This is a genomic window from Roseovarius confluentis (assembly GCF_002917925.1).
In the GTDB taxonomy this organism is placed as follows: Bacteria; Pseudomonadota; Alphaproteobacteria; order Rhodobacterales; family Rhodobacteraceae; genus Roseovarius; species Roseovarius confluentis.
In genome coordinates, this window is sequence record NZ_PPFE01000003.1 from 1 (window position 1) to 23,603 (window position 23,603).

22 protein-coding genes and 1 pseudogene are annotated in these 23,603 nt (G+C 60.4%); 13 read left to right on the forward strand and 10 right to left on the reverse strand.

The features are described from left to right. Window positions 1–257: 257 nt before the first annotated feature. The 4 genes from C2I35_RS08010 to C2I35_RS08025 form a co-directional block, all read right to left on the reverse strand. Window positions 258–1,244, reverse strand: coding sequence for a nucleotidyltransferase family protein (locus tag C2I35_RS08010; protein ID WP_245890446.1), 987 nt, complete (start codon window positions 1,242–1,244; stop codon window positions 258–260). 313 nt (window positions 1,245–1,557) lie between these two features. After that, on the reverse strand, window positions 1,558–2,457 hold the full coding sequence (gene nadC / locus C2I35_RS08015; protein WP_103762533.1) for a carboxylating nicotinate-nucleotide diphosphorylase: 900 nt from the start codon (window positions 2,455–2,457) through the stop codon (window positions 1,558–1,560). Next, window positions 2,457–3,425 carry a quinolinate synthase NadA gene (nadA, locus tag C2I35_RS08020; protein WP_103762534.1) on the reverse strand — a complete coding sequence of 323 codons (969 nt, stop codon included), beginning with the start codon at window positions 3,423–3,425 and terminating at the stop codon, window positions 2,457–2,459. Before nadA ends, nadC begins: the two co-directional genes overlap by 1 nt. Window positions 3,426–3,515: 90 nt before the next feature. Further along, a complete protein-coding gene (locus tag C2I35_RS08025; protein ID WP_245890447.1) occupies window positions 3,516–4,412 on the reverse strand; it encodes an NUDIX hydrolase in 897 nt (298 codons plus the stop codon). Window positions 4,413–4,697: 285 nt separating this feature from the next. On the opposite strand from C2I35_RS08025, the gene C2I35_RS08030 reads away from it, so the two are divergent. The 6 genes from C2I35_RS08030 to C2I35_RS08055 all read left to right on the forward strand — a co-directional run bounded on the left by C2I35_RS08030 (window position 4,698) and on the right by C2I35_RS08055 (window position 11,748). Continuing rightward, window positions 4,698–5,384 (forward strand): IS6 family transposase, encoded by a 687-nt coding sequence (locus C2I35_RS08030; RefSeq protein ID WP_103762536.1) that lies wholly within the window; start codon window positions 4,698–4,700, stop codon window positions 5,382–5,384. Window positions 5,385–5,497: 113 nt separating this feature from the next. Next, window positions 5,498–6,670, forward strand: coding sequence for an ROK family transcriptional regulator (locus C2I35_RS08035; RefSeq protein ID WP_170067158.1), 1,173 nt, complete (start codon window positions 5,498–5,500; stop codon window positions 6,668–6,670). Between the two features lie 25 nt (window positions 6,671–6,695). After that, complete coding sequence (locus tag C2I35_RS08040) at window positions 6,696–7,682, forward strand: Bug family tripartite tricarboxylate transporter substrate binding protein (protein WP_103762538.1); 987 nt, start codon at window positions 6,696–6,698, stop codon at window positions 7,680–7,682. 54 nt (window positions 7,683–7,736) lie between these two features. Continuing rightward, complete coding sequence (locus C2I35_RS08045) at window positions 7,737–8,240, forward strand: tripartite tricarboxylate transporter TctB family protein (RefSeq protein WP_103762539.1); 504 nt, start codon at window positions 7,737–7,739, stop codon at window positions 8,238–8,240. A gap of 15 nt (window positions 8,241–8,255) precedes the next feature. Then, window positions 8,256–9,809 carry a tripartite tricarboxylate transporter permease gene (locus tag C2I35_RS08050; protein WP_103762540.1) on the forward strand — a complete coding sequence of 518 codons (1,554 nt, stop codon included), beginning with the start codon at window positions 8,256–8,258 and terminating at the stop codon, window positions 9,807–9,809. Window positions 9,810–9,852: 43 nt separating this feature from the next. Beyond that, window positions 9,853–11,748 carry a metallophosphoesterase family protein gene (locus C2I35_RS08055; RefSeq protein WP_170067159.1) on the forward strand — a complete coding sequence of 632 codons (1,896 nt, stop codon included), beginning with the start codon at window positions 9,853–9,855 and terminating at the stop codon, window positions 11,746–11,748. A gap of 155 nt (window positions 11,749–11,903) precedes the next feature. Here C2I35_RS08055 and minE read toward each other — a convergent pair whose 3' ends face one another. The 4 genes and pseudogenes from minE to C2I35_RS08075 all read right to left on the reverse strand — a co-directional run. Then, the gene (gene minE, locus C2I35_RS08060; protein WP_103762542.1) at window positions 11,904–12,188 is read right to left on the reverse strand and encodes a cell division topological specificity factor MinE; all 285 of its coding nucleotides are present in this window, start codon (window positions 12,186–12,188) and stop codon (window positions 11,904–11,906) included. Next, window positions 12,185–13,033 carry a septum site-determining protein MinD gene (gene minD, locus C2I35_RS08065; protein ID WP_103762543.1) on the reverse strand — a complete coding sequence of 283 codons (849 nt, stop codon included), beginning with the start codon at window positions 13,031–13,033 and terminating at the stop codon, window positions 12,185–12,187. The genes minE and minD overlap by 4 nt, the downstream gene beginning before the upstream one ends. After that, entirely contained in the window at window positions 13,030–13,779 is a 750-nt protein-coding gene (minC, locus tag C2I35_RS08070) for a septum site-determining protein MinC (RefSeq protein WP_103762544.1), read from the reverse strand. Before minC ends, minD begins: the two co-directional genes overlap by 4 nt. Before the next feature lie 381 nt (window positions 13,780–14,160). Then, window positions 14,161–14,460: pseudogene (locus tag C2I35_RS08075) on the reverse strand (helix-turn-helix domain-containing protein); the annotation flags it as partial. Between the two features lie 320 nt (window positions 14,461–14,780). On the opposite strand from C2I35_RS08075, the gene C2I35_RS08080 reads away from it, so the two are divergent. The 7 genes from C2I35_RS08080 (at window position 14,781) to C2I35_RS08110 (ending at window position 21,974) form a co-directional block, all read left to right on the forward strand. After that, window positions 14,781–16,772 (forward strand): TonB-dependent receptor domain-containing protein, encoded by a 1,992-nt coding sequence (locus C2I35_RS08080; protein ID WP_170067160.1) that lies wholly within the window; start codon window positions 14,781–14,783, stop codon window positions 16,770–16,772. A 36-nt stretch (window positions 16,773–16,808) separates the two neighbouring features. Continuing rightward, window positions 16,809–17,732, forward strand: coding sequence for an ABC transporter substrate-binding protein (locus C2I35_RS08085; RefSeq protein WP_170067161.1), 924 nt, complete (start codon window positions 16,809–16,811; stop codon window positions 17,730–17,732). Beyond that, window positions 17,729–18,796: a FecCD family ABC transporter permease gene (locus C2I35_RS08090; protein WP_103762547.1), complete on the forward strand. Its 1,068-nt coding sequence runs from the start codon at window positions 17,729–17,731 to the stop codon at window positions 18,794–18,796. Before C2I35_RS08085 ends, C2I35_RS08090 begins: the two co-directional genes overlap by 4 nt. Then, window positions 18,793–19,545 carry a heme ABC transporter ATP-binding protein gene (locus C2I35_RS08095; protein WP_103762548.1) on the forward strand — a complete coding sequence of 251 codons (753 nt, stop codon included), beginning with the start codon at window positions 18,793–18,795 and terminating at the stop codon, window positions 19,543–19,545. The genes C2I35_RS08090 and C2I35_RS08095 overlap by 4 nt, the downstream gene beginning before the upstream one ends. A gap of 17 nt (window positions 19,546–19,562) precedes the next feature. Next, on the forward strand, window positions 19,563–20,216 hold the full coding sequence (locus tag C2I35_RS08100) for an O-methyltransferase (RefSeq protein ID WP_103762549.1): 654 nt from the start codon (window positions 19,563–19,565) through the stop codon (window positions 20,214–20,216). 68 nt (window positions 20,217–20,284) lie between these two features. Further along, window positions 20,285–21,121, forward strand: a complete 837-nt coding sequence (locus tag C2I35_RS08105; protein WP_170067162.1) for a glycosyltransferase family 25 protein — start codon at window positions 20,285–20,287, stop codon at window positions 21,119–21,121. After that, entirely contained in the window at window positions 21,108–21,974 is an 867-nt protein-coding gene (locus C2I35_RS08110) for a glycosyltransferase family 2 protein (protein ID WP_103762551.1), read from the forward strand. Before C2I35_RS08105 ends, C2I35_RS08110 begins: the two co-directional genes overlap by 14 nt. Window positions 21,975–21,988: 14 nt before the next feature. Here the strand turns inward: C2I35_RS08110 and C2I35_RS08115 are convergent, their stop codons facing one another. Both C2I35_RS08115 and C2I35_RS08120 read right to left on the reverse strand, forming a co-directional pair. Next, complete coding sequence (locus C2I35_RS08115; protein WP_103762552.1) at window positions 21,989–23,083, reverse strand: DegT/DnrJ/EryC1/StrS family aminotransferase; 1,095 nt, start codon at window positions 23,081–23,083, stop codon at window positions 21,989–21,991. Continuing rightward, the gene (locus tag C2I35_RS08120) at window positions 23,080–23,490 is read right to left on the reverse strand and encodes a sugar 3,4-ketoisomerase (protein WP_103762553.1); all 411 of its coding nucleotides are present in this window, start codon (window positions 23,488–23,490) and stop codon (window positions 23,080–23,082) included. Before C2I35_RS08120 ends, C2I35_RS08115 begins: the two co-directional genes overlap by 4 nt. Between the last annotated feature and the right edge of the window lie 113 nt (window positions 23,491–23,603).

The following is a 23,603-nucleotide window of genomic DNA, read 5'->3' on the forward strand; positions in this document are numbered from 1 at the left end:
TACCACGGTCGGGGTCGGACGATCCTGAAAATGAGAGAGGAGATCAAGAAACAGACAATCCGAAAGCGCCGGTTGCAGCACAAAGCCGCGGCCGCCTAAACTCAAACAGAAACCGAACCAGAGCCTCCGTTACCAAAACAAACGACTTGTCCGAAAAACTCTGAAGACGGACAGAGATCGGGCTGGTCGACATCATCACCATGGCGATGATCGCCGTGCCAGTGATGAAATGTACATCGTCGCTACGATGATCGACGTTAAAGTCTGCTCAAAATGTCATGCGTTTCAGGCATGCGGTCAAGTGAGTTTGCAATGTGCTCCCGCCAGCGAGGGCCGACATCCTGGGCCGCGGCATATGCTCGTGATATATCGTCAGGCCGATCCTCCGCCAGCGTTTCTATGAGAAACGCAGCCTGTTCCCTATCCTTGACTGCCTTCAGGCTCCCTGCCCCGTCGCGCCGACGATCCGCGATAATCAACTTGTGAATTGCGTAGCGCTCCGGACGCGGCACCTGGACCAGTATCCCTGACCTATAGATGGCCGCTGCATAAATCGGCTCCGCAATAAGGAAATTGAGGTAGTTGAGTGCCTGCGCGTTGACACCAAGCGCGGGTAGGTCCTTAACGCTCTCGTCCCCGAAAGCAGGCGTCAGGAACTCGACCAATTGGCCGCTGCCCCCTTGCGTCCATCGCCATGTCCGCCCTTTGTCGAGCCCGGGCACCGGATCGAACTTCAACGCCGAAAAGGTCTCGGCCAGACTTGGGTCAACTTGGTCCCGCAACGCGACGCTGAGCTTTTGGAACTGTGCGATGTCGATGTCGCCGGTGTTCGCCATCCCGCCCAATGGCAGCCGTACCCCAAGCTCGCCTTCATATAGGCGAAACGCATTCGTACCGACAATTGTGCCGCCCAATCTGAACGTCCCCGCATCTGCCATCGCAGATAAAATTGAGCCCGTCGCCCGATCGGTCGGTGTCATGCCTTCGGCACGAAGCAGTCGGACCAGGCGAGATTGCTCGGCCTGCCGCTCTTTGGCAGTTTCTTGCAGTTCTTCGATGCGGTCGATGCGTCCACGCGTTTCCTCGTTATCTTCACCGATATAGAAGAAACGCGTGTCGTGTCCGACGCGGCGCGCGGCGTACCAATACGCCTTGTTGCCGCGTTTTTTCAGCGTCGGCTTGCCTTTCACTCCGGAGACTGCTTCATCCCTTAAGAGACGTACCAAATCGGTATATGCGCTCATTGCGATGCTGCTGAGGGAAGGCATGCCTATCACTTTCATGTTTTGCTTGGCACAATATGCCTAGCAAAAATTTAAATTGCTAGGCATTTTCTCAGGCGCCTTATGGATCGTAGATATGAAACAGCCATTCAGTGGAATTCAAGATGCAACGCTGTATCCGGCTATTCGGAACGGTTGCTCAAAATTTAGGGTTGCGAGCTCAATCACCCACAGCTCACAGACTGTTTCTTTCTCAAATCTAAAACTTGCCCAGCCTTTCAGCCGCCACCGGGTTGGCTCATGCACAGCACCGCACACCTCCAGAAGCGGCGCATCATCGCTCTGCCGAGACGAAATCCAGTCCGATATCGAGCACTGGAGCGCTGTGCGTAATCCAGCCAAGCGAGATCAGGTCCACGCCCGAGGCCGCCACCTCGGCAACGGTCTCCGGTGTAACGCCACCTGACGCCTCGGTGATCGCACGCCCGTCGATCATGACTACAGCTTTACGCAGGGTGCCAGGCTCCATGTTGTCAAGCAACACGGCGTCGGCGCCAATCGTCAGCACCTCGGCCAGTTGCTCTAGCGTGTCGACCTCGATTTCGATCTTCACCATGTGCCCGATTTCGGACTGTGCTCGCTTGAGTGCCGGGCCGATTCCGCCCGCCAGCGCGATATGGTTGTCCTTGATAAGCACCGCATCGCCGAGCGAGAAGCGGTGGTTCATACCGCCACCCGCGCGCACCGCGTACTTCTCGAGTGCGCGCAGGCCGGGTGTCGTCTTCCGGGTGCAAACGATGGCCGCTTTCGTCCCGTCTACGGCACGGACCAGACCAGCGGTAGCCGTAGCGACCCCGGAAAGGTGACACAGGAAATTCAATGCGGTGCGCTCCGCGGTCAGGATGCTGCGTGACGATCCCCGGAAGGTCGCGACCCTTGAACCGGGCAGAACAGCGGCGCCGTCCTCGACATGGCGGGTGACGGCGATGCCGGGGTCGATCAGGGCGCAGGCCAGCTCCGCGCAGTCCATCCCGGCAATAATGCCGGGTTGGCGCGTGATGGCGGTACCCACCGAACAATGGTCGGCTGGGATCACTGCCGCCGAGGTCACATCCCCGGCCATCCCCAAGTCTTCATCTAGTGCGCGCCGGACCGCGTTTTCGATGACCGAACGGGGTGGCGGAGTGATCGCGGCCGTTTCCCGACCATCGAAGGGTGTGAAACGGTCCTGCATCAGATCGCCAGCATCCGCTCTACGGCGCGCCGGGCATCTTCAGCGATGGTCGGGTCCACTACAACCTCGTGAGTTCCCTTTTCCAGCGCGACCCGGATATTACGCAGACTGATCTGCTTCATGTGAGGGCACAAGTTGCACGGGCGCACGAACTCCACATCCGGGTGATCCACAGAAACGTTATCGCTCATGGAACATTCCGTCAGCAGGACCACTCGGTTCAGTCCTTTCTGCCCGACATAATCTGACATTACGGCGGTCGAGCCCGAGAAATCAGCCTCCGCGACAACTTCGGGCGGGCATTCTGGATGAGCCAGTACAGTTACTCCGGGCCACCCCTCGCGGATGCCGCGCACGTCCGCCGCCGTGAACAGTTCATGCACCTCGCAATGGCCATTCCAGGAAATGATTTCCACCTCCGTTTCCTTGGCCACGTTCCTGGCAAGGTATTCGTCCGGCACCATCAACACTTTGGGGACGCCCAACGACTCGACCACCTGTTTCGCATTGCCGGACGTGCAGCAGATATCCGACGCGGCCTTCACGGCTGCCGATGTGTTCACATAAGTAACGACCGGCACGCCGGGATTGGCCTGCCGCAACAGCCCGATATCCGCCGGCGTGATCGATTCCGCCAATGAGCAACCCGCGCCGGTATCCGGGATCAGAACAGTTTTTCCGGGGTTCAGCAGCTTCGCCGTCTCCGCCATGAAATGCACCCCTGCCAGCACGATCACATCCGCCTCAACTTCGATGGCCTGCCGTGCCAGCGCCAGGCTGTCCCCTACAATATCGGCGACCCCATGAAAGATTTCCGGGGTCTGGTAATTGTGCGCAAGTATCACCGCACGCTTATCGCGTTTGAGCTGTAGGATTGCCTCTATGTCCCCCTCCATCTGGATCCAGTCCGGTTCCGGGATGATCTTTGCGACACGATCATAAAGCTCGGGAAGGCGAAGTGCGGCCATGGGATTTCTTAATTCTCACTTTGAGTACATTTTCACATGGAATATGCTCCAATTGAGATTAAGTCAACTCCCCTTCCCGTCTGGACCTGACTACCGCGAGACCGGCAAACGTACACTGGTCAGAGCGCGCGCTTCCACAATGTCATTACGGTACCGAAACAGCTTGGCCGGCCGCCCCCGCATGTCGCCCGACATTTCTCCGGTTTCTTCGATCAGCTCCTGTTGGCTGATTTGCCTCCGAAAATTCGGTTTGTGCAACGGCAGACCGGACAGAGCCTCGACCGTGCGCTGCAACTGAAGCAGAGTAAAGCAGTCCGGCATCAGTTCGAACACTACAGGGTGGTATTTGATTTTTGCCCGGAGCCGCGCAATCCCGGTCGCAAGGATACGCCGGTGATCTCCGGTCATGACGCGTCCGAAACCCTGCACACCAGATTGAATAAAGTTTTCGGTCAGCCCGGCCTCGAACATCAGTTCATAGCGCTGCAAAACAAGGTCCTCGTTCCAGGCCATGCCATTCTGGCCGAACAGGAAGTTGATGCGCTGACAACGCAATTCATCGCCTTGCGCCCAATGATGCAGCCTTGCGTACAGCTCGCCCAGAACCTCCGGTCGGGCCGTACGATGATCTTCCCACGGGAAATAGTCATACCATCCGCGCCATTGCGGCCGGTCGGCGCCGAGGGCGTCCTGTTCGCGGACAAGGCCGAGATAGCCAATGGATATCTGGCGAGCTTGCCCACCCACGCCCTCGGCAGACGGGGTACGATCACGATCACCAAAGGTGTAAAGCTGCTCGAGATATCCCACCGGATGCTTTGTCTGACTCTCAATCCAGACGCGAAGGCCACTCTGCAAACTGCGGTGTTCGGATTCGAACGGACCCGAAGGCAACGCATCGCCTGCATTTACAGTCATTACCCTGGGGTCATTGTCTGTGACCGCGACAAGAACAGCGATCAGTTCGGCATGTGCAAGCCCGTTCACCACGTAATCACCCAGTCATTGGTCTTCGTCCGAAAGCGTGCAGCTTGAAGGTGCACGTCTATGACGCTAACGGCTATCAGATACGCTTTTAACCGAAGATTTTGGTGCAGGCGATGGCAATGCACACTCCGACCCGGCGAAAACACTGTCGGCTGAATTGCCACCCAATCCCTGGATAGGATCTGGCGTAATTTGAACGGTTCTGTCGCAAACTTTTGGGTGTTGGGCAGGTTGCCCGTGTTGTGTAAGCAACTGGTCTTTGATTTTGAAGGCGGGTGCTCAAACATGACAATTGATTTCAAAGGCAGCCATTGTCCAAGATCGGTGATCTTGTACGCGGTATTTTTCTATATCCGCTACGGGGTCTCATATCGAGATCTTGAGGAAATCATGGCCGAGCGCGGCGTTGAAATTGATCACGCCACGCTGAATCGCTGGGTCGTGAAGTTCTCACCGTTGATCGCCGAAAAGGCACAGGCCAGAAAGCGGTCAACAGCCAAATCGTGGCGGATGGTCGAAACCTACATCAAGGTTCGTGGCAAGTGGACTTACCTGTACCGCGCAGTTGACCGTGACGGCCAAACCCTTGATTTCATGTTATCTGAACGCCGCGGCACAGCCGCTGCGCGCAGGTTCTTCAAACAAGCGGTTGGCACAAATGGTATCCCTGATCGGATTGCCATCGACAAGAGTGGCGCCAATCTGGCAGGCTTGCAAAGTTTGAACGTCATCCTCAAATTCACTCGGGCGGGACGGACTATCAACATTGTCCAGTCGAAATATCTCAACAATATTGTTGAACAGGACCATCGATTTATCAAGCGCATCACGCGGCCAAGCCTCGGATTCAAGTCGTTCCATTCCGCTGCCGCCACACTTGCTGGGATCGAGGCCGCACACATGATCCGCAAGGGCCAAGTCGGTCAAATAGGGATCTCGCCGTTTAAGCAATTTGCGGCCCTCGCAGAATAAGTGCGTCCTGCGAAAGGCGTTTTTCAAACAACCAAAAACTTTGCGACAAAACCTGAAGAACCTTTCCTTACTAATTAATTTCTTCTAGAATGAAATTAATTAGGAGATTCGGAATGCTTCCGCTTCAATCTAGACAAGTTTTAGGTGAACTACTTCTTAATGGCGCGCTTCCGCGTTCGGTTCTGGCCAAGCGGATCGGGGTGAGCCAGTCGGTTATCACGCGCGTTACGCAATCTCTGATCTCTGATGGGTACCTTCTCGAAGGCAGCGCGCTGTCCAATACGGCCGCCGGTCGGCGTGCAGTGGAATTGCTGCTCCGACCGGATCAGCATCATGTGGTGGGATTGGCTATAAATGCCTACAGGCAATCTGCATCGGTCTCGGACCTGACCGGGCGTGTCATCGCATCGCGCCAGATTCCAAGGATCGCGCAATCGGACCCGGAAAGCACTTTGCAAAAGCTCTCCGAGGTCGCGCGGGAGTTGGTCGCCGAGGCCGGTGTTCCTGAATCGACATTGCTGGCGGTGGGCGTCGCTTGTGTCGGCCAAGTCGACCGAACGGGGCGGTGGATCGCTACCTCGCCGGACCTGGGCTGGAACGACGTGGCCGTCGCCGACCTGGTCGGCGCGGACCTCGGTCTGCCGGTGTTCGTGGACAGTATGCAGAACGCCCTGAACGAAACCGAGCGGAAGTTCGGCAAGGGGGGCGGTATGCAGAACACGCTTCTCGTGTCTGTCGCGCTGGGGATCGGGGCAAGCTGCATCGTCGATGGAAACCTCCTGCGCGGACGACAGCCGGTGGTCGCGACGATGGGCCACATGCCGGTGAACGGCATTGGCCACGGATGCAACTGCGGGCGCAAGGGATGCCTTGCCACCGTGGCGTCTGGTTTCGCGGTGCTGCGCATGTTGGGGCTGGTGGAAGAATATGCCGCGCCTGGCCCGCACGATGCTGCACTCGTACCGATGCTGACCGCGCTGATCGAACGGAGCAGGGACGATGAGGCTGTGAGTTCCGCCTTCAGAACTGCCGGTCATTACCTGGGGCAGGCGTTGAAATCGGCGGTCACGGTGACCTCGCCGGACGCCATTCTGCTCTGGGGGCCGGTCGCGCAGGTCGATACCTATCGCGCGGGTATCGAGGATGCCTTGCGCCCCAATTCTTCCGATCCCTTTGGGTGGGACGGAGAGATTGTGGTGAGCGAAACCCCACTCGATCATGCTGCAGCCCGCCTAGCTCTGGACCGGTTCGCGTTCTGCACGCGGCCAAAGCCCAAAAGAAACTAAAAAATGAACCCAACAGGAGAGAAAAATGACTGGTAAGACATTAACACGGCGTGCGGCTCTTTCGGTCGCTGCGATGACCGCGACGGTGATGGCCGCGGGCCTTGCCCTCGCGCAGGACTTTCCCGACAAACCGGTGCGGCTCGTCGTTCCCTTTGGGGCCGGTGGCGCTACCGATCTGGCCGCACGTGCCCTCGCGAACGTACTGCCGGAGTATCTTGGCCAGCCGGTGGCAGTCGTCAACGTGCCGGGCGCGGGCGGTGCCGTTGGCGTGACCCAGATCATGGAAACGGACGCGGACGGCTATACCATGATCATGGCTGCCATCGGCGCGCTCGCGTTACGCCCGGCCCTGAGCCCGGACCTCAATTATTCCTACGACAGCGTGTCCTACGCGGCGCGCACCCAAATAAACCCGAACGTCCTGATCCTGCCGGACGGCGCATATGAAGATTTCGCTGCCTTCGCCGAGACGCTCGCGAATGCCGACGCGCCCATGCGCTATGGGACCGCCGGGGCTGGGCAGGTTACGCATCTTGGTCCGATCATGCTGGCCGAAAGCCTCGGGCTGGCCGCGGACAGCATCCGCCCCGTCCATTACGACAGCGACAACGGTGCGCTGCTTGCCCTGATGCAGGGCGAAGTGGATTTCGTGCAGGGGAACCTTCCGAGCTTCTCTTCGGCAATCGAGGCGGGGCAGGTGCAGGCCCTGGCGGTGACGACGCCGGAACGACTGGAGGCGTTGCCGGATGTGCCGACTTATGTCGAACTCGACCATCCCGACGTGTCGATCGTTGGATGGCGTGGCGTGGCCGGCCCGAAGGACCTGCCGGAAGACGTGCTGACCGTCTGGCAGGACGCAGTGAAGCAGGCGACGGAAACCGAGGAATGGCTAGAAGCGATCAGTTCGCTTGGCGACGAGGCCGGCTACATGCCGTCGGCGGCGTTCACCGAGTTTGTCGCGAACGACTATGATCGCTACCGCGCCATCGCGGAAAACATCGGACTGCGCTGATCCGCAGACCCGCCTTCGCCATTAGTCCAACCTGCCTGACAAGGATACCGTGTCATGAAACGATGCGCCTATTTTGTCATGCCCGCCATACTGGTCGCAGCCAGCCTGCTGGTCATGTTCTGGGCAATTCCCGTGCAGGTTTCGGTCTTCGGCGGAGGCAGCCCCGGCCTCGGCCCAAGGTTCTTTCCGACGGCGACCGCAGCCCTCGTCGGTCTTTTCGCCCTCATCCGGCTGGTGCAGGTTGCCCTGGGGCATGACCACGGCCTGGAGACGCCTGACGCGGATGCCGGAGACGAAGCGGACAGTACCTCGGTCCCATGGCGTTGGATCTTCCTTTCCGTCTTGGTCTTCGCGATTGTCTACGTCGCGATCCTGCTGATCGGGCTGCTCGCTACCTGTTTCTTCACGCTTCTCGGGTTCACGTATGCCTTCCGCGTGCGGAGCCACACCCAGGTCATCTCAATCTCAGCCATCGGCACGCTCCTTGTTTACCTGTTCTTTACAAGGCTCGCTGCGATCCCCCTGCCGCAGGGCGCAATCAGCGCCTGGCTTCCCTGAACTCGGATCAATTCCATGTCAGATATTCTCGTCGCAATCGGCACCTACTTTTCGGATCTTGGCACAGGCCTCATGGGCGGTGCCGAAATGTTCATGACCTGGAACAACGTGCTGACCATCTTCTTCGGCGTGTTCATCGGGTGCTTCTTTGGCGCGTTGCCAGGGCTCAGCATCAGCCTAGCGGTGGCATTTGTGCTTCCGTTCAGTTTCAGCCTGGAGCCACTGACCGCCCTGTCGCTTTTGAGCGCGGTCTACGTCGGGGCGATCTACGGCGGGTCGATCTCGGCGATCCTGTTCAACACGCCCGGCACGCCAGCGGCGGCCTGTACGACGGCTGACGGTTTCGCGCTGACCAAGCAGAACCGGGCAGGCAAGGCGCTTCAGATGGCCAACCTTGCGTCAATGGTTGGCGACGTCACCAGCACGGTGCTGGTCATTCTGCTGTTCCCGCTGCTAGCGCAGGTGGCGATCTATTTCAAATCGCCAGAGTATTTTGCACTCATATTGTTCGCAGTGATGATCGTCGGAAGTCTTTCGGGAAAGTCGCTCGTTCTCGGCTTGATTTCGGCGGCGCTCGGCTTCGCCCTCTCGACCATTGGCATGGACCCGATCGAGGGATCCGGGCGCTTTGACTTCGGGAATGTGAACCTGCTCAGCGGCATCAGCTTCGTGCCGCTGCTCATCGGAATGTTCGCGCTTCCCGAATTCGTGGCGCAGCTTACCAGGGCGCGCAGACACGACAAGCCGAGCGCGATCGCGCGCTCGGTCGAAGTGGATTCGAACGACAAGCTGACCCGCGAAGAGTTCCGGACCAGCCTGCCGCACATGGTGCGCGGGGGCTTGATCGGTCTCGTCTTGGGCGTGATCCCGGGCCTTGGGGCGACCCCAGCCGCTTTCGTCAGCTATGATCAGGCAAAGAAACGCTCGAAGGCTCCGGAGGCCTTCGGCACTGGCTCGCTCGAAGGGATCGCGGCGGCGGAGGCGGGCAACAATGGCGTCAACGGCTCCACGCTTGCCCCGCTGCTAACGCTTGGTATTCCGGGTGACGTTGTTACTGCAATCATGCTGGGCGCGCTTCTTGTGTTCAATATCCAGCCCGGTCCGATGCTTTTCGTCATGCACCAGGACCTCGTCTACGGTCTCTTCATCGCGCTGCTGATGTGCGATCTGGCGCTACGCGTTGTCGGTCTGATCTTCATCCGGCTCGGACGGCACGTCAGCCGACTTCCCACCAGTTACATCTTCCCCGGCATCATCACGCTTTGCCTCGTCGGCACCTATTCCGTCAACAACAACGTCTTCGACATCGGCGTCATGATCGCGGCGGGGGTCGCGGCACTCGTGATGGGCCGCTGTGGGCTGCCGGTGATCCCCCTCATTATCGCGTTCATCCTGGGGCCGATGCTGGAACGCGGACTGCGCCGGTCGCTGGCAGCCTCGCACGGCGACCCGATGGTCCTGGTCCAGAGCCCGATCGCCCTGGTTTTCTACGGGCTGACCATTATCGCCCTCATCTCGATCATAAGATCCAATCGCAAGCGCGGCTGGCCGCACAAGGCCGACGCTTGAATTCTCGATCCGAATCAAACTGCAATCTACAGGAATGAGTTACATGACCAAGAGACCCAGCGGTGCCCTTAAACTGAAAGCCTGCCTCGTTTCGGACACCCATGTGAACGAAGCAGAGGACCAGTCCGCGTCGCCCTATCCGGCGAACGCGCAGGCCAACCCTCGTGCACGGCACATCTTCGCGCAGATCAACGCAATCGATCCGGCGCTCGTTATTCATCTCGGGGACATGATTAATCCGGTTCCGGAATTGCCTAGCTATGCTCCGGCAGCCGAGAACTTCCAAAAGCTCGCGTCGACGCTCAACGCGCCGCTTTATCTCATGCCGGGCAACCACGATATTGGCGACAAACCCGTGAAATGGATGCCGGCGGGGATGGTGAACCCCGAGTTTTCGCAGCTTTACCGCGACACCTTCGGGCGCGACTTTTTCGCCGTGGAGGAAAACGGGATCCACTTCGTGATGCTGAACTCGCCTCTCGTCAACTCCGGTCAGCCGGAAGAGGCCGAACAGGCGGCGTGGTTCGAAGCGTATCTCGAAAGCAACGCGGGGGCCCGGATTTTCGTGTTCACCCACTACCCGCCGTATATCAACAGCACTGATGAGCCGAGTTCCTACGACAACTACGAAGAGCCGGGGCGGACCTGGTTCCTTGACCTGATCCGAAAGTATCAGCCCGAAGCCGTGTTCGCTGCGCACGTGCATAACTTCTGGTACGACCGGATCGGCGAGACCGAGTATTACGTGACGCCGTCAACCTGCTTCGTGCGGCACGACTATTCCGAGATGTACCGGATCGACGGAGGGTCGCAGAAGGGGCGCAACGATACCGCGAAGCTCGGTTTCCTTACGCTCGAGATCTTTGAAAACGGCCATGTCGCGAAGTATCACCGCAGCTATGGTCAGGGCATGGCGGAAGGCGCCGCCGCACCCGCTGCCCCCCCCCAACACCCGCACGTGAAGACGACGGCGCATGATCGCCTGTTCGTCGATCTGCGGCGTGGCTGGGCCGAGGAAATGGTCATAGCGCCCTCGGGGGGCGTGGATGAGTTTCAGCGTAAGGTCGCGCGCAACGATTATCCTGTCATGGCGATGTGGGAAATGGGACTACGCGGTCTGCGCGTTCCACTTCACGATCTGACCGATGAGCGTGTGCGGCGGCGGATGGCACTCATGGTCGACGTCGGTCACACCTTCCAAGTCTATCTCTACGGCATGCCCAATCCGGCGCAGCTTGAAGTTCTGAAAGCGCATTCGGACTTGGTCGATCGCCTCGAACTGGTGCTCAACTGGGAAGACGTGACATCGCTCGAAGACGAGATCCGCGCGCTGCACGAGGGGACAGGGTGCAAGATCATCCTGTCGCGCGTCAACCGCAAAGACGGAGCAAAACATTCCGGCAAGCAGTTCAACCACCTGATCAGTCACGGCTTCACGACACAGGAAATCGGCGAGTTGAAGTCCCTTATGGCCGCGGCGCCGGGTTTGGTGGACGGTTTCCAGTTCACGATCATGCGCGACGACGATCCGTGGGCCAAAGCAAAGGCGCTGAATGACTTCGCCGCCGATAGCGGGGCGCATGTCACGCTTTACGTGAAATCGACCGGCGCGAGCCCGGCGGAGGCCTTCCTCGACGAAGAGGCGAACACCGAACGGTTCGTGAAAACCGCGATGGCATCCTTCGCCTTCGACATCGACATTGTTCTCGATACGCTTGAGGACGCAGATCGCGGCTATTTCACACGCACCGGGTTGATCGACCGGCGGTTCAATCCGAGGATTGCGGCGATTGCGCTGTCGGAGCTGGTTCAAGCTGCGGACGGCATGGAGTGGAAAGCCGATTTTGATCGCCAGACGCTGACCGGTCCGGGCGGAGTGAGTCTTTCGGTTCAGGCGCTTGTCGATGCAGCCCGGAAACAGTACTGTCCGCAGGAATAATATGTGATGGCATTGCCAACTTGTTTGCCCACCGGCTTTCGCATAGGCAACCGACATTCGCCGTGGGCTGTTCACTGCGAGCGTTTCCGTCTGATCGTTGGTGCATGACCGGCGCTGGAGCAACGGGCGTGTAAGGCCTGGACGGAGCCGTGCCCTCAGGTCTTCGAGTCCGATCCGGGCTTTTTGTCAGCGGGAATCTCGACATTGATCTCGAGGCTTGAGATGTCCCTGCTCCGGTCCATCCGGACGTCGACATCTTCGATCTCGATATCGACGTATTTCCGGACCGCCTGCACGATGTCCCGCTGAAGGTCCGGCAGGTAGTCCGGTGTGCCGGAGCCACGGCTGCGTTCATGCGCAAGCAGGATCTGAAGGCGATCCTTGGCCGTCTGTGCCGACTTCGCACGGCGCGATCCGAGATTAAGGCCGAAAAGGTTCATGCCGACCGTCCAAACAGCCGGTGAAAGATCCCCGGGCGACGCTCGCCCGCGATCCGCATCTCCACCTCCTGGCCGGTTAGCCGCGCAACCGCGTCCTCGTAGGATCGGGACGCAGCCGATGGTTCGTCCAGTATGACGGGCGTGCCGATATTCGACGCGCGCAGAACAGCCTGACTTTCGGGAATGATGCCCAGCAAGGGCACTGCCAGGATTTCCAGCACGTCCTCGACCGTCATCATCTCGCCGTTCTCTATCCGCGTCCGGTCGTGGCGTGTCAGCAGGACCTGTGCCTTGACGGGTTCGGAGCCTTCGGTTTCCGCGCGCCGCGTCTGGCTGCTCAGCAGGCCAAGTACGCGATCACTGTCTCGCACGGAAGAGACCTCGGGATTGGTCACGACCACAGCCTCGTCGGCGAAATACATCGCGAGCTGCGCACCGCGTTCGATTCCGGCAGGGCTGTCGCAGATGATGTAGTCGAACTCCTGCTTCAGTTCGTTTAACACTGTCTCGACCCCCTCCTTCGTCAGGGCGTCCTTGTCGCGCGTCTGCGAGGTGGGCAGGATGGAGAGATTTTCCAACCGCTTGTCACGGATCAGCGCCTGCTTGAGCCGCGCATCACCCTGGATGACGTTGATGAAGTCGAACACCACGCGGCGTTCGCAACCCATGGTCATGTCGAGGTTACGAAGGCCGACGTCGAAGTCGATCACGACGGTCTTGTAACCCATCTTGGCCAGGCCGGCCGAGATGGCCGCGGCCGAGGTTGTCTTGCCAACACCGCCCTTGCCCGACGTGATAACGACGACCCGGCCGAAGGGCGGATCTTCCTTCAATTGCTCCGTCATGTGATCGCCTCCATGCATAGTTTCTCGTCTTCGAGGAAAATTTGCGCGCAACGCCCGCGTGCCTCGGGAGCGAGCGTCTCGCTGGTCTGGTAGAGACCGGCGACAGCCACCAGTTCAGCGTCGAGTTTCTGGCAGAAGATGCGCGCTTTCGCGTCGCCATGCGCGCCTGCCATGGCCCGGCCCCTCAAGGTGCCGTAAACATGAATATTGCCACTGGCGACCAGTTCCGCGCCCGATGCCACGGAGCCGACGATGGTCAAGTCACCGCGTTCGGCGACGACCGTTTGGCCGGATCGGACCGGGACGGTAACGATCTTGTTGTCAGGCGGTAGCAACTTCTCGATCCCACGCTTGCGGCGAGCGCCATCATTCGGACCCGGTGCGTCCCGTCCGGCGGCGACGATCGGAATGAGCCCCATGGCCTGCAGGGCCGGTTGATCCACGGGTCCCGCGTTCTGCACACCGAAAACCAGCAGGTTGCGTTCGCGCAGCGCCTTCGTGAGCCCGCGTATCTTGTCGGTCGTGGCGATGCCGGGGGCCTTGGCGAAATCGAGCACCACCGGAGCCTCGGAAAAGAACTGCGGCGTCTGCTGCAACTGTTCGTCCAGTGCCTGGTAAAAGGTGTCGTCAGGCGGAGCACCTTCGAGCCGGATGGCGAGTGCGGTCAGGAACCGACCGCGAATCTGGAATGGCTTGACAATCGCCGGCACGCCTTCGGGCCGGCCCCTGGGGTGGTGGGAAGACACGGTACTGCTCTGCTCCTGCTCTTATCAGCTAGCGACTCGACTCGCTCCATTTTTGCTCTGGCTATAGGGTTGGTCATCGAGTGCCACGCCGAAAATCGGATCAGGGCAGGTTTCAGCGGGATGCCGCTGTCCGCGATCGTCCGCGAGCGGGTCAAATGTCTCGGCGATGCTTGGATGACAATGATGGAATGGAGGGCGCCGGAAACTCGGCGATCTTGTGCTCGCGTATGGCCTTCAGAAGCGAGCGCAATGGGGCAAACCCAGTCACGCTTTTGAAGGTCGGAGTATCGTTATCTTCTTCATCAAGAGGATTCTTTGCGCCAATGTGCTGGTCAATGGGTCGTTGGTCGAGACGCCGGAACGGTCCGCATCCGGATGTTTTTGGATGCCGTGATAGCGCTCCAGGTACCAGACGATCCGTATCGGGCCGAGATGATACTTGCGTCGTCGATAAAGCACCTTGTCCTCACGCTCAGGCGGCGTCCGATTGGCATGCCACTTGGGAATGGGCGGTGCATTGATCAGGCCAGCTTCGCCGCACTCCGCATAGGCTTGACGCCAACGGTAGAAGCTGGATCGACCTGTCCCGAAATAGCGGCAAGTCCTCGCGACGTGACCGGTCTCCTCCAGATGTCGCAGTATCCGCAATTTGCGCTGAATCTCGCGTTGATCTTTAGCCATGAACATCTCCTTCTTCCCAAACTTGGGAGATTAGAGAAAATGTCCCGCGCGTAACGGCATATCTACGACACATCCGCGCCCGGGTAGCCGATCAATTTTGGTGTGTTGGGTGTTCGGCATTGCCATCCGCTTGACTCCAAACGCAATCCATAGGAGAGAACGCGATTATATTCCGGTCGAACTCTTGGCGCGCGTCTGCGATGGCGTGAGATCAGAGCAGAGCCACCGAAAACCAAAGCAAGGTTCTCCCCAGCTATCCAATGAAATGATGCGCGCGCCTTCGCGAGTGAAGCACGTGCGCCGAACGCATGGGACAGCACATGAACCACAAGAAACTTTCCTTCCTCCGTCCGATACCGCATCTCACCCGCGCCCTTGCTCTTTCCAGCGTCGCCCTGCCCGGTATGGCACTTGCGCAGGACGACGGCGCGCATGACCTCGGCACGCTGGTCTTGACCGCCGCCGGGTTCGAGCAGTTGCTGACCGACGCGCCCGCCTCGATCACCGTGATCGACGCCGAAGACTTCGAGGGTCGCTCGGTCGAGACCATCGCCGATCTTCTGCGCGACACCGCCGGTGTCTCGGTCGAAAAGGGCGGCAAACTCGGTGGGGACAACATCACCATTCGCGGCCTTGGCGAGGATTACGTCCTCATGCTGATCGACGGCAAGCCCATCGGGGCCTCGCAGGATGCTTTCTACAACGGGTGGGGCACGGGCCAGCGCAGCGGTTACCTGCCGCCCGCCTCGGCCATCGAACGGATCGAGGTCATCCGTGGCCCGATGTCGTCGCTCTATGGCTCGGCGGCCTCGGGCGGGGTGATCAACGTCATCACCAAGAACGTGCCCGACAAATGGGGGGGCAGTGTCACGTTGGGTTACACCGCGCAGGAAGACAGTGCGAGCGGCGACGGGTATGCCGGACGCTACTATGTCAGCGGACCGATCCTGTCCGACAAGCTGGGGCTCACCTTTTACGGTCAGCGCTTCGAACGGTACCGCGACAGCTTTGCTGGCGGCTACCCGGGCGGCACCCGGGACACCCACGGGGTCAAGCTGGACTGGGGCGTCACGGAAAATCAGGACCTGCAATTCGAGTACAACTACACTTGGCAGGACTTCGAGAACACGACAGAGAATGCACCCGGCAATGTTGGCTCCGTCCAGAACGAACGCCAATACGGCGCCGTTACTCATGAACTGCGTTGGGGCCAGGGCATCCAGACGACAAGCTTCCTGACCCGAGAAATCGTCGACATCACCAATGGAAACCTCGGCTCGCGTTACGAGCAGACCAACTTCAACACCAAGACGGTGGTGCCGCTGCAAAGCCACATGCTGACCTTCGGTTTCGACTACAAGGACGAGCGCACGCGGCATGACGCGGGCCGGTTCGCGGGATCGATCGACACCGATCTCGACCGCTGGCACTACGCGGTCTTCGCCGAGGACGAATGGAGCCTTACGCCCGATTTCAACCTTACGCTGGGCCTGCGCTGGGACCGGAACGAGAATTACGGCGATGCGCTCACCCCCCGCCTTTACGGGGTGTATTCGCTGAACGACAACCTAACGCTCAAGGGCGGTGTCAGCGGCGGCTACCTCGTGCCCGAGCTCAAGCAGGCCGATTCCAATATCGTTGAACCGGCCGGACGCGGCGCCGGCTGGGATCGGGGTAACACCGACCTGCAACCCGAGGAAAGCCTCAACTACGAGCTTGGCTTCGTCTATGACGGCGCCGGCGGCATTCAGGCCAGTGTGGTCGCCTTCCATACCGAGTTCCGGGACAAGATCGACCGCGAATTCATCTGCCAGTCGCCCCCGGGCACACTGGCCTGTTCCTACAATGGCCAGACGCGCGAGTGGATCCAGCAATACGTGAACCGTGACAAGGCCGAGCTGCGCGGCATCGAGGCCACGCTCGATTTTCCGGTGGGCGCGGTCGATGTCGGCATGAACTACACCTACTCGGACACCGAGATCACATCGGGGACGGCGGCGGGCCAACCCTTCAGTGACGTGCCGAAGCATATCTTCAACGTCGGGCTCGACTGGCAGGCGACGCAGGATCTGGCCCTCTGGGCCGATGCAACCTATCGCAGCGAAGCGTTCACCAACGGTTTCAGTCGCGGGGCGGGCACCCGCACGCCGCCCTACACCCTGGTCGATATCGGGGCGAACTACGATTTCACTGACAGCGTGCGAGGTCACCTGACCGTCTACAACGCCTTCGACAAGACTATCGAAGACGAGACCTACAACAAGACTCTCGACGGCCGTCACTACTATTTCGGCGTCACCAAAACGTTTTGATTGCGGACCGAACCGCACCTCGCAGGAGTCATGAAAATGAAAAGGTTTTTGCCGGTCGCACTCGTGTTGGGACTGATGGCCATGTTGCACCCCGCAGGATCGGCCAGCGCCGAGGTGGTGGATTTGAGTGATGCTCCGGCCTATCCGGAAATCACCGTCACAACCGAAAGCGTAACTGGCTCCCGCGACATCGTGCTGCTGGGGGCGGACCTGGTTGAGATCGCCATCGCACTTGGCGCGTCCGACCGTGTCCTGGCCCGCCATCTTGCACCGGGGCTGACCGGTGTTGACGACATACCCCACGTCTTCCGCGAGCGTCCGGGCATCGAAGGCATCGCGGCCATGCGGCCGGGCACCGTGATCGCGTCAAACATTCGGTTCGACTCGCTGCGCAACGGGCTGGAACAGATAGGAATCCAGACCGCGCTGATTGACCGAACACTTCCTGCCACCCAAAAGGTGCGCCGCCTCGCCGCGCATCTCGGCGCCGAGGACCGCGGCGAGGCGCTTGTCGCCGCGATCGAGCAGGAATACGCAAATGCCCCGACTGTCACCGCGCCCGATGGCGAAAAGCTCCGGATCATGCATGCGTCCAAGGCGGGCGCAGGCGGTAACTTCTCGGTCGGCGGGTCGGGAACAGCGGTGCACAACCTGATCCAACGGGTCGGCGGGATCAACCCGGCGGCCGAGATCGGCAAGGACCGCTACAGAGGCGTCACGCCCGAGGGCATTCTGCTGATGAAGCCGGACGTGGTACTGATCTCGGCCGAGGAGATGGATGTTTTCGGCAACCTGGATCGTTTCTGGACGGAATATCCGGGCATTGCGCTGACGCCCGCAGGCCGCAACAAGCGCATCATCATAATGCGAGACATGCACGTTCGAGCCGACGCCGCTTCCAGCGGTATCGCGACGCGCGCATTGAGCGAAGGCCTGGCACAGATGTTCGAGGAGCAATGAGCAGCGTCGAAAACGTAGCTCCGCAGCAAAGGCGTGCCAGCCGAACCCCGGTCCTGGCCACCCTTGTCGGCATCGCGTTCTGCGGCGTGCTCGTCGCTTCGGTGGCGATGGGGCCGATGATGCTTTCGGTTTCCGACGTGCTGGGTGCGATCGGTGCACGGTTCACCTCCAGCCCGGTCTCCGACACGCAAGAGCTGAACATGGCCGTGGTATGGGACCTGCGCCTCGCGCGGTCCGTCACGGCAATCATCGTCGGCGCCTGCCTTGCCACCTGCGGAGCGGCGATGCAGGGTCTGTTCGGCAATCCGCTGGCCGATCCGGGCATCGTCGGGGTGTCGGCGGGCGCATCTCTGGGCGCCATTGCGGTGGTCGTTCTTCAGATATCGGTTTTCGGGATCTGGACACTCCCGCTCGGCGCGTTCGTTGCCGGTGTCGGTACGACCTTCCTAATCTACGTCCTCGCTCGTCCGGGACGGGAAGGCGCTGACAGTTCGCGCCTGCTGCTGGTCGGTATCGCCATCAATGCGATTGGCGGCTCCATCGCAGGCTTCCTCACCTATCTTGCAACGACAGAGCAGCTGATGACGTTGACCTTCTGGTCAATGGGATCTCTGTCTTCGGCGCGCTGGCTGACCGTGTCCATCACCGTGGTCCCGGCCCTAATCGGTACCGCCTTCCTGCTTATGTGGGCACGTCAGCTCGATTTGCTTGCCCTTGGCGAACGGCAGGCACGGCACCTCGGCGTCGATGTGCGCGCGCTGCGGCGCAAGCTCATCGTCATCACAGCGTTGCTGGTGGCCGCCGCAGTGTCCTTCAATGGCACCATAGGTTTCGTCGGGTTGGTGGTCCCGCACCTGGTCCGTCTCATTATCGGACCGGGCCATCGGCTCTTGCTGCCGTTTGCAGCGGCAGGCGGCGGGCTTCTGTTGATGCTGGCCGACCTTGCCGCACGCACTCTCGATCCCCCCAACGAAATCCCGATCGGGGTCATCATGGGCTCGATTGGCGGACCGTTCTTCCTTTGGATGATCTGGCGCGGCGGTGCAAATGGCAGGGCGGCATGATCAAGGTGTCGGACCTCGTCGTCGGGATCGGAGGGAAGACCCTCCTGCATGGCGTGTCAATCGCCTGCGCGTCGGGCACGCTGACCGCGCTTGTCGGGCCGAACGGCGCCGGGAAATCCACGCTGCTTTCCGCCATCGCCGGTGACGTGACACCAGAGGCGGGGACCGTCCTGCTGGACCATCAGCCGGTCCACAGGATGCGCATCCGTGAATTGGCACAATTGCGCTCGGTCTTTCCGCAGGGGTCTGAAATCCGCTTTGGGTACAATGTCGAGGATGTGGTGGGAATGGGGCGCGCCTTTCGAGATCTTCCCCCCGATGAGGACCGCGCCGCGATAGCTGCCGCCTTGGCGGACTCCGAGGTCGATCACCTCCGGGACCGCAACGCACAGACATTGTCAGGCGGCGAACAGGCCCGCACCACCTTTGCCAGGGTGCTTGTACAGGAGGCTCCGGTCGTCCTGTTGGACGAGCCCACCGCCGCACTCGACCTGCGTCACCAGGAACGCCTGCTCGAGCGCGCCCGCGGGCTTGCCGCTTCGGGCGGAACGGTCCTCGCGGTCCTGCACGATCTCAACCTCGCTGCCGCTTATGCCGACCAGATCGTTCTGATGCGAAACGGCGGCATCGTGGCAAACGGCCCGCCATGGGACGTCCTGACCGAGCCGCTCATCTCCGATGTGTACCGCCAGCCGGTATGCGTGATGGCACACCCCGAGCGCGACTGCCCCGTCGTTCTCACAAAATAACGGAAGGACACCCACCTATGACAGCTCTGACAGATCCGACGCTCAACGCCGTCCTGAAGCGCGAGCACGAGGCCGCGGATGCAGAACGTGCGGCCCGGCGAGCGGCCTCTGATACCCCCGACGCCCGGGCAGATAATCCGGATTTCCGCTTTTCGGACCGAATGAAGACCGCCTATCTGGCCATCCGACCGGACCAGGGGCGTTTCCTCTACGGGCAGGTGGTTGCATGTGAGGCAAGAACCATAGTCGAGTTCGGTTCGTCCTTTGGCATCTCGACGCTGTACCTGGCCGCAGCCGCCGCCCAGACAGGCGGGCACGTCATCGGCACAGAATACCACGAGTCCAAGGCCGAAAGAGCCCGCGCCACATTGTCAGATGCAGGTCTCGACGCAGACATACGCGTCGGCGACGCCCGCGAAACTCTTTCCGGACCCGGTGCAAATATCGACCTGCTGTTTTTGGATGGCGCTAAAGACCTTTACCTTCCTATCCTGCGCTTGCTTGAACCGCGCCTGGCAAAAGGCGCGCTGATCATCGCCGACAATATCCCGACGGACCGCCAAATGCCGTTTCTAACGGCGATCGCTGAGCCCGCATCAGGCTACGCCACAAGCCTCATTCGGTTCGGCAAAGGCGGCATGAGTTGTTCGGTAAGGCTGTCGCCAGTGTAGACTGCAAGCCTTGGAGCAGAAAACCCTGGATGCGAAACTCGTCCGCGCCAGACATTTTGCGGTACGCCATGCCGTTTTCTGAATTGAAGCATGACCTGGAGTGGCATCTCGTTCCGAAAGCCAATACTTGTAAGGAACCGATGTCAGCTCGTAGAAAGGCGGCTGTTTTGAAAGCGGAGTGTATGATTATCCACCTTGAACGTGCGGAGGCCCGTCTGCCGCAGGTTGAAGCCACGAAAAAGACCGTGCCGCTTGACTCTCATGTTGTCAGAGCCGTGGACGGGCAGCAGATGAGCGAGGCCCACGCCGACGCCTATCGCCGGAAGTTGATGCGCCCGACCTATCCTTTCACCATGCGGTCCTCTGAAATCGCGGCCTTTCACAGTCACCGCGCCTGCTGGCAGAAAATCCTCGATGACGATCTGGACGCGGCCCTCGTCCTGGAAGACGACCTGCATTTTCAGGAGGATGTTTTCCCCAAGGCTCTGAACCTGGCGCTCTCGAACATCCAACCGGGGGATTTCATCCGCTTTCCCATCAAGCTGCGCGAGGAGAAGACGGAGGAGATCGATACATCGGGTGGAATCGGGTTGCATCGCTATGACCGGATCGCACTTGGCATGGTCGCGCAGCTGGTCACCCGTGATGCGGCACGCGCGCTGCTTGCCGCGTCCGAACAGTTCGACAGGCCCGTCGATAATTTCCTCCAGATGCAATGGGTCCACGACGTCCGCGTGCTGACGGTTTGGCCGTCCGGTGTGCGCGAAGTGTCTGCCGAACTCGGTGGCAGCATGATCGGGCGGAAAGAGGGCCTTTGGCAAAAACTGCGCCGCGAGATCCTGCGCCCCCTCTACCGGCGCAAAATTCGTGCAATGGCAAGGCAGCATCTGAATGCCTCGAAGTAGCGCCGAAGACCGCGTGACGATCGTCACGGTCGCGTATAACAGCACGGGTGTGTTGCCCGACATGCTGGCCTCGGTGCCGCAAGGCACACCCGTGGTGATCGTCGACAACGCCTCGGACGATCGCGACCGGCTGCAACGGATCGTCGCCGCACGGCAGGACACGACACGACTGGTCGAGAATGAGCGCAACCTTGGCTTCGGTGCCGGGTGCAACAAAGGTGCGGAACAGGCGAACACGGAATTTCTCCTGTTCCTCAATCCTGACACGGCGCTTGGCCCTGACACGTTGCAAAAGCTGATCGATGCGGCGGAACGGCATTCGGATGCGTCAGCCTTCAACCCACGAATTCTGGACGAGGCGGGCAGGGCGGTCGTGAAGCGCCGCACTGACCTCGTCGATCGCTCAAAGTGGTTGCCAAAGCACGAACTGACCAAGGACACGGTCGTTCCGGTCCTCTCCGGCGCCGCACTCTTTGTTCGTCGGCGCGCCTTCGAGGCGGTGGGCGGATTCGATTCCGGGATTTTTCTGTTCTTCGAGGATGACGATCTCAGCCTTCGCCTGTCCAGATCCCGGGGCCACCTGGTTTATGTGGCAGACGCAGTGGTCCACCATGCCGGAGGCGCGTCATCAGGCGGGTCGTTGAAAAGCGAGCGCATCAAGAATTGGCATTGGGGATATTCCCAGATCTACACCACGCGCAAGCACGGCATGCGCGGCAACTGCTATGCTGCAATCCTCAAGACCGGGATACGCGCCCTGTCACCTGCAACGATCTTTTCGTCCCGGCGCCGACAGAAGTACTTTGCGCGTTTCTCGGGGATGATCGCGGCGCTGCGCCAGAACGATAGCTGAATAGGTGCAGGTCCTCAGGCGAGTTCCAACACCTTTTCGATCACGTACTCGGTCTGCGCTGCCGTCTGTCCGGGGCACATGGGCAAGCTGACGACCTCGTTCGCCAGCCGCTCTGCAACCGGAAAGGCGCCTTGCGTATAGCCAAGGTCGGCATAGGCTTTCTGCAGGTGGGGCGGGATGGGATAGTGGATCACGGTCCCGACGCCGGCCTCCGACAGGCGCGCCTGAAAGCGGTCCCGGTCGGGATGTCGCAGCACGTAAAGGTGCCAGACCGGCTCGGCCCAGTCGGGCACGTAAGGAGCGCACAGCCCGGCGCGGGCAAAGGCGTTGGTGTACGCGCGCGCGATGGCGCGGCGGTGCTCGGTCCAACTGTCCAGAACCCGTAGTTTCACCGATAGCAGGGCGGCCTGAAGAGGATCCAGACGGCTGTTGATGCCGCGGATCTCGTTCTCGTACTTCCGCTCGGACCCATAGTTGCGCAGCAGCCTGACGGTCTGCGCGACATCGGCATCCGATGTGGTCAACGCCCCTGCATCGCCCAGCGCACCCAAGTTCTTCGTAGGATAAAAGCTCCAGGCCGCAGTGCCGACGCTGCCGATCCTGCGCGACTTGTAGCGTGCGCCATGCGCCTGTGCGGCGTCCTCCAGAACCTTCAGCCCGTTCTGTTGGGCCACTGCGTTCAGCGCGTCCATGTCGGCAGGCTGCCCATAAAGGTGCACCGGCAGGATGGCCTTGGTGCGCCCGGTGACTGCCGCGGCGGTGCCCTCGGGGTCGATGTTGTGCGTGTCCTCGAGGGGTTCGACGGGCATCGGCACCGCACCGCATTGACTGACGGCAAGCCAGGTCGCGATATAGGTGTTCGACGGCACGATGACCTCGTCGCCCGGGCCGATGCCCAGCGCGCGAAGTCCCAGGTGAAGCGCATCCAGCCCGTTTGCCGTCCCGATGCAGGCGCCGGCTTCGACGTAGGCCGCAAAGGCGCCTTCGAAACGCTCCAGCTCGGGGCCCATGACATAGCTGCCGGAATGCGCGACACGCAGAAGCTCGTGGTCCAGCTCGGCCTGTATGCCGGCCCGGGCCGCCGCAAGATCCAGGAAGGGGACGTTCACGCCGCCCCCACCGCTTTGAGGAATTCGCCGCGGTCGCGGATGTAATCCGTCTCGTCATAGGGGGCCGACGCGAGAACCATGCACACCGACCCGGAGGAGAAATTGTCCAGGTAGCGCCACATCATCGGGCAGACGTATATGCCGTAATAGGGCCGGTTGAGCTGGAACCGCTTTTTCTCGAAGCCGTCATCCAGCAGCAGATCGAAACTGCCGGACATCGAGATCACGAACTGGTGCAGGTCCTTGTGCGCATGCTCGCCCCGGTCGGCGCCGCCGGGAACGTCGTAAAGATAGTAGACCCGCTTGACCTCGAACGGGATGTGGTTGTTTCCCTCGATGAAGGTAAGATTGCCCCGTGCGTCCGAGATCTTGGGTAAATCTATTAGGCGACAGTCACTTAGCGGCAAGGGATTACGACTCGCTTCTGCATTGGTCCATGTTTATAAACCGCGCAACGACGATTTGAAATAGCCGGGCATCGAAGAGAGACGGCCCGGAACACCGGGCACAGAAAGGTTTG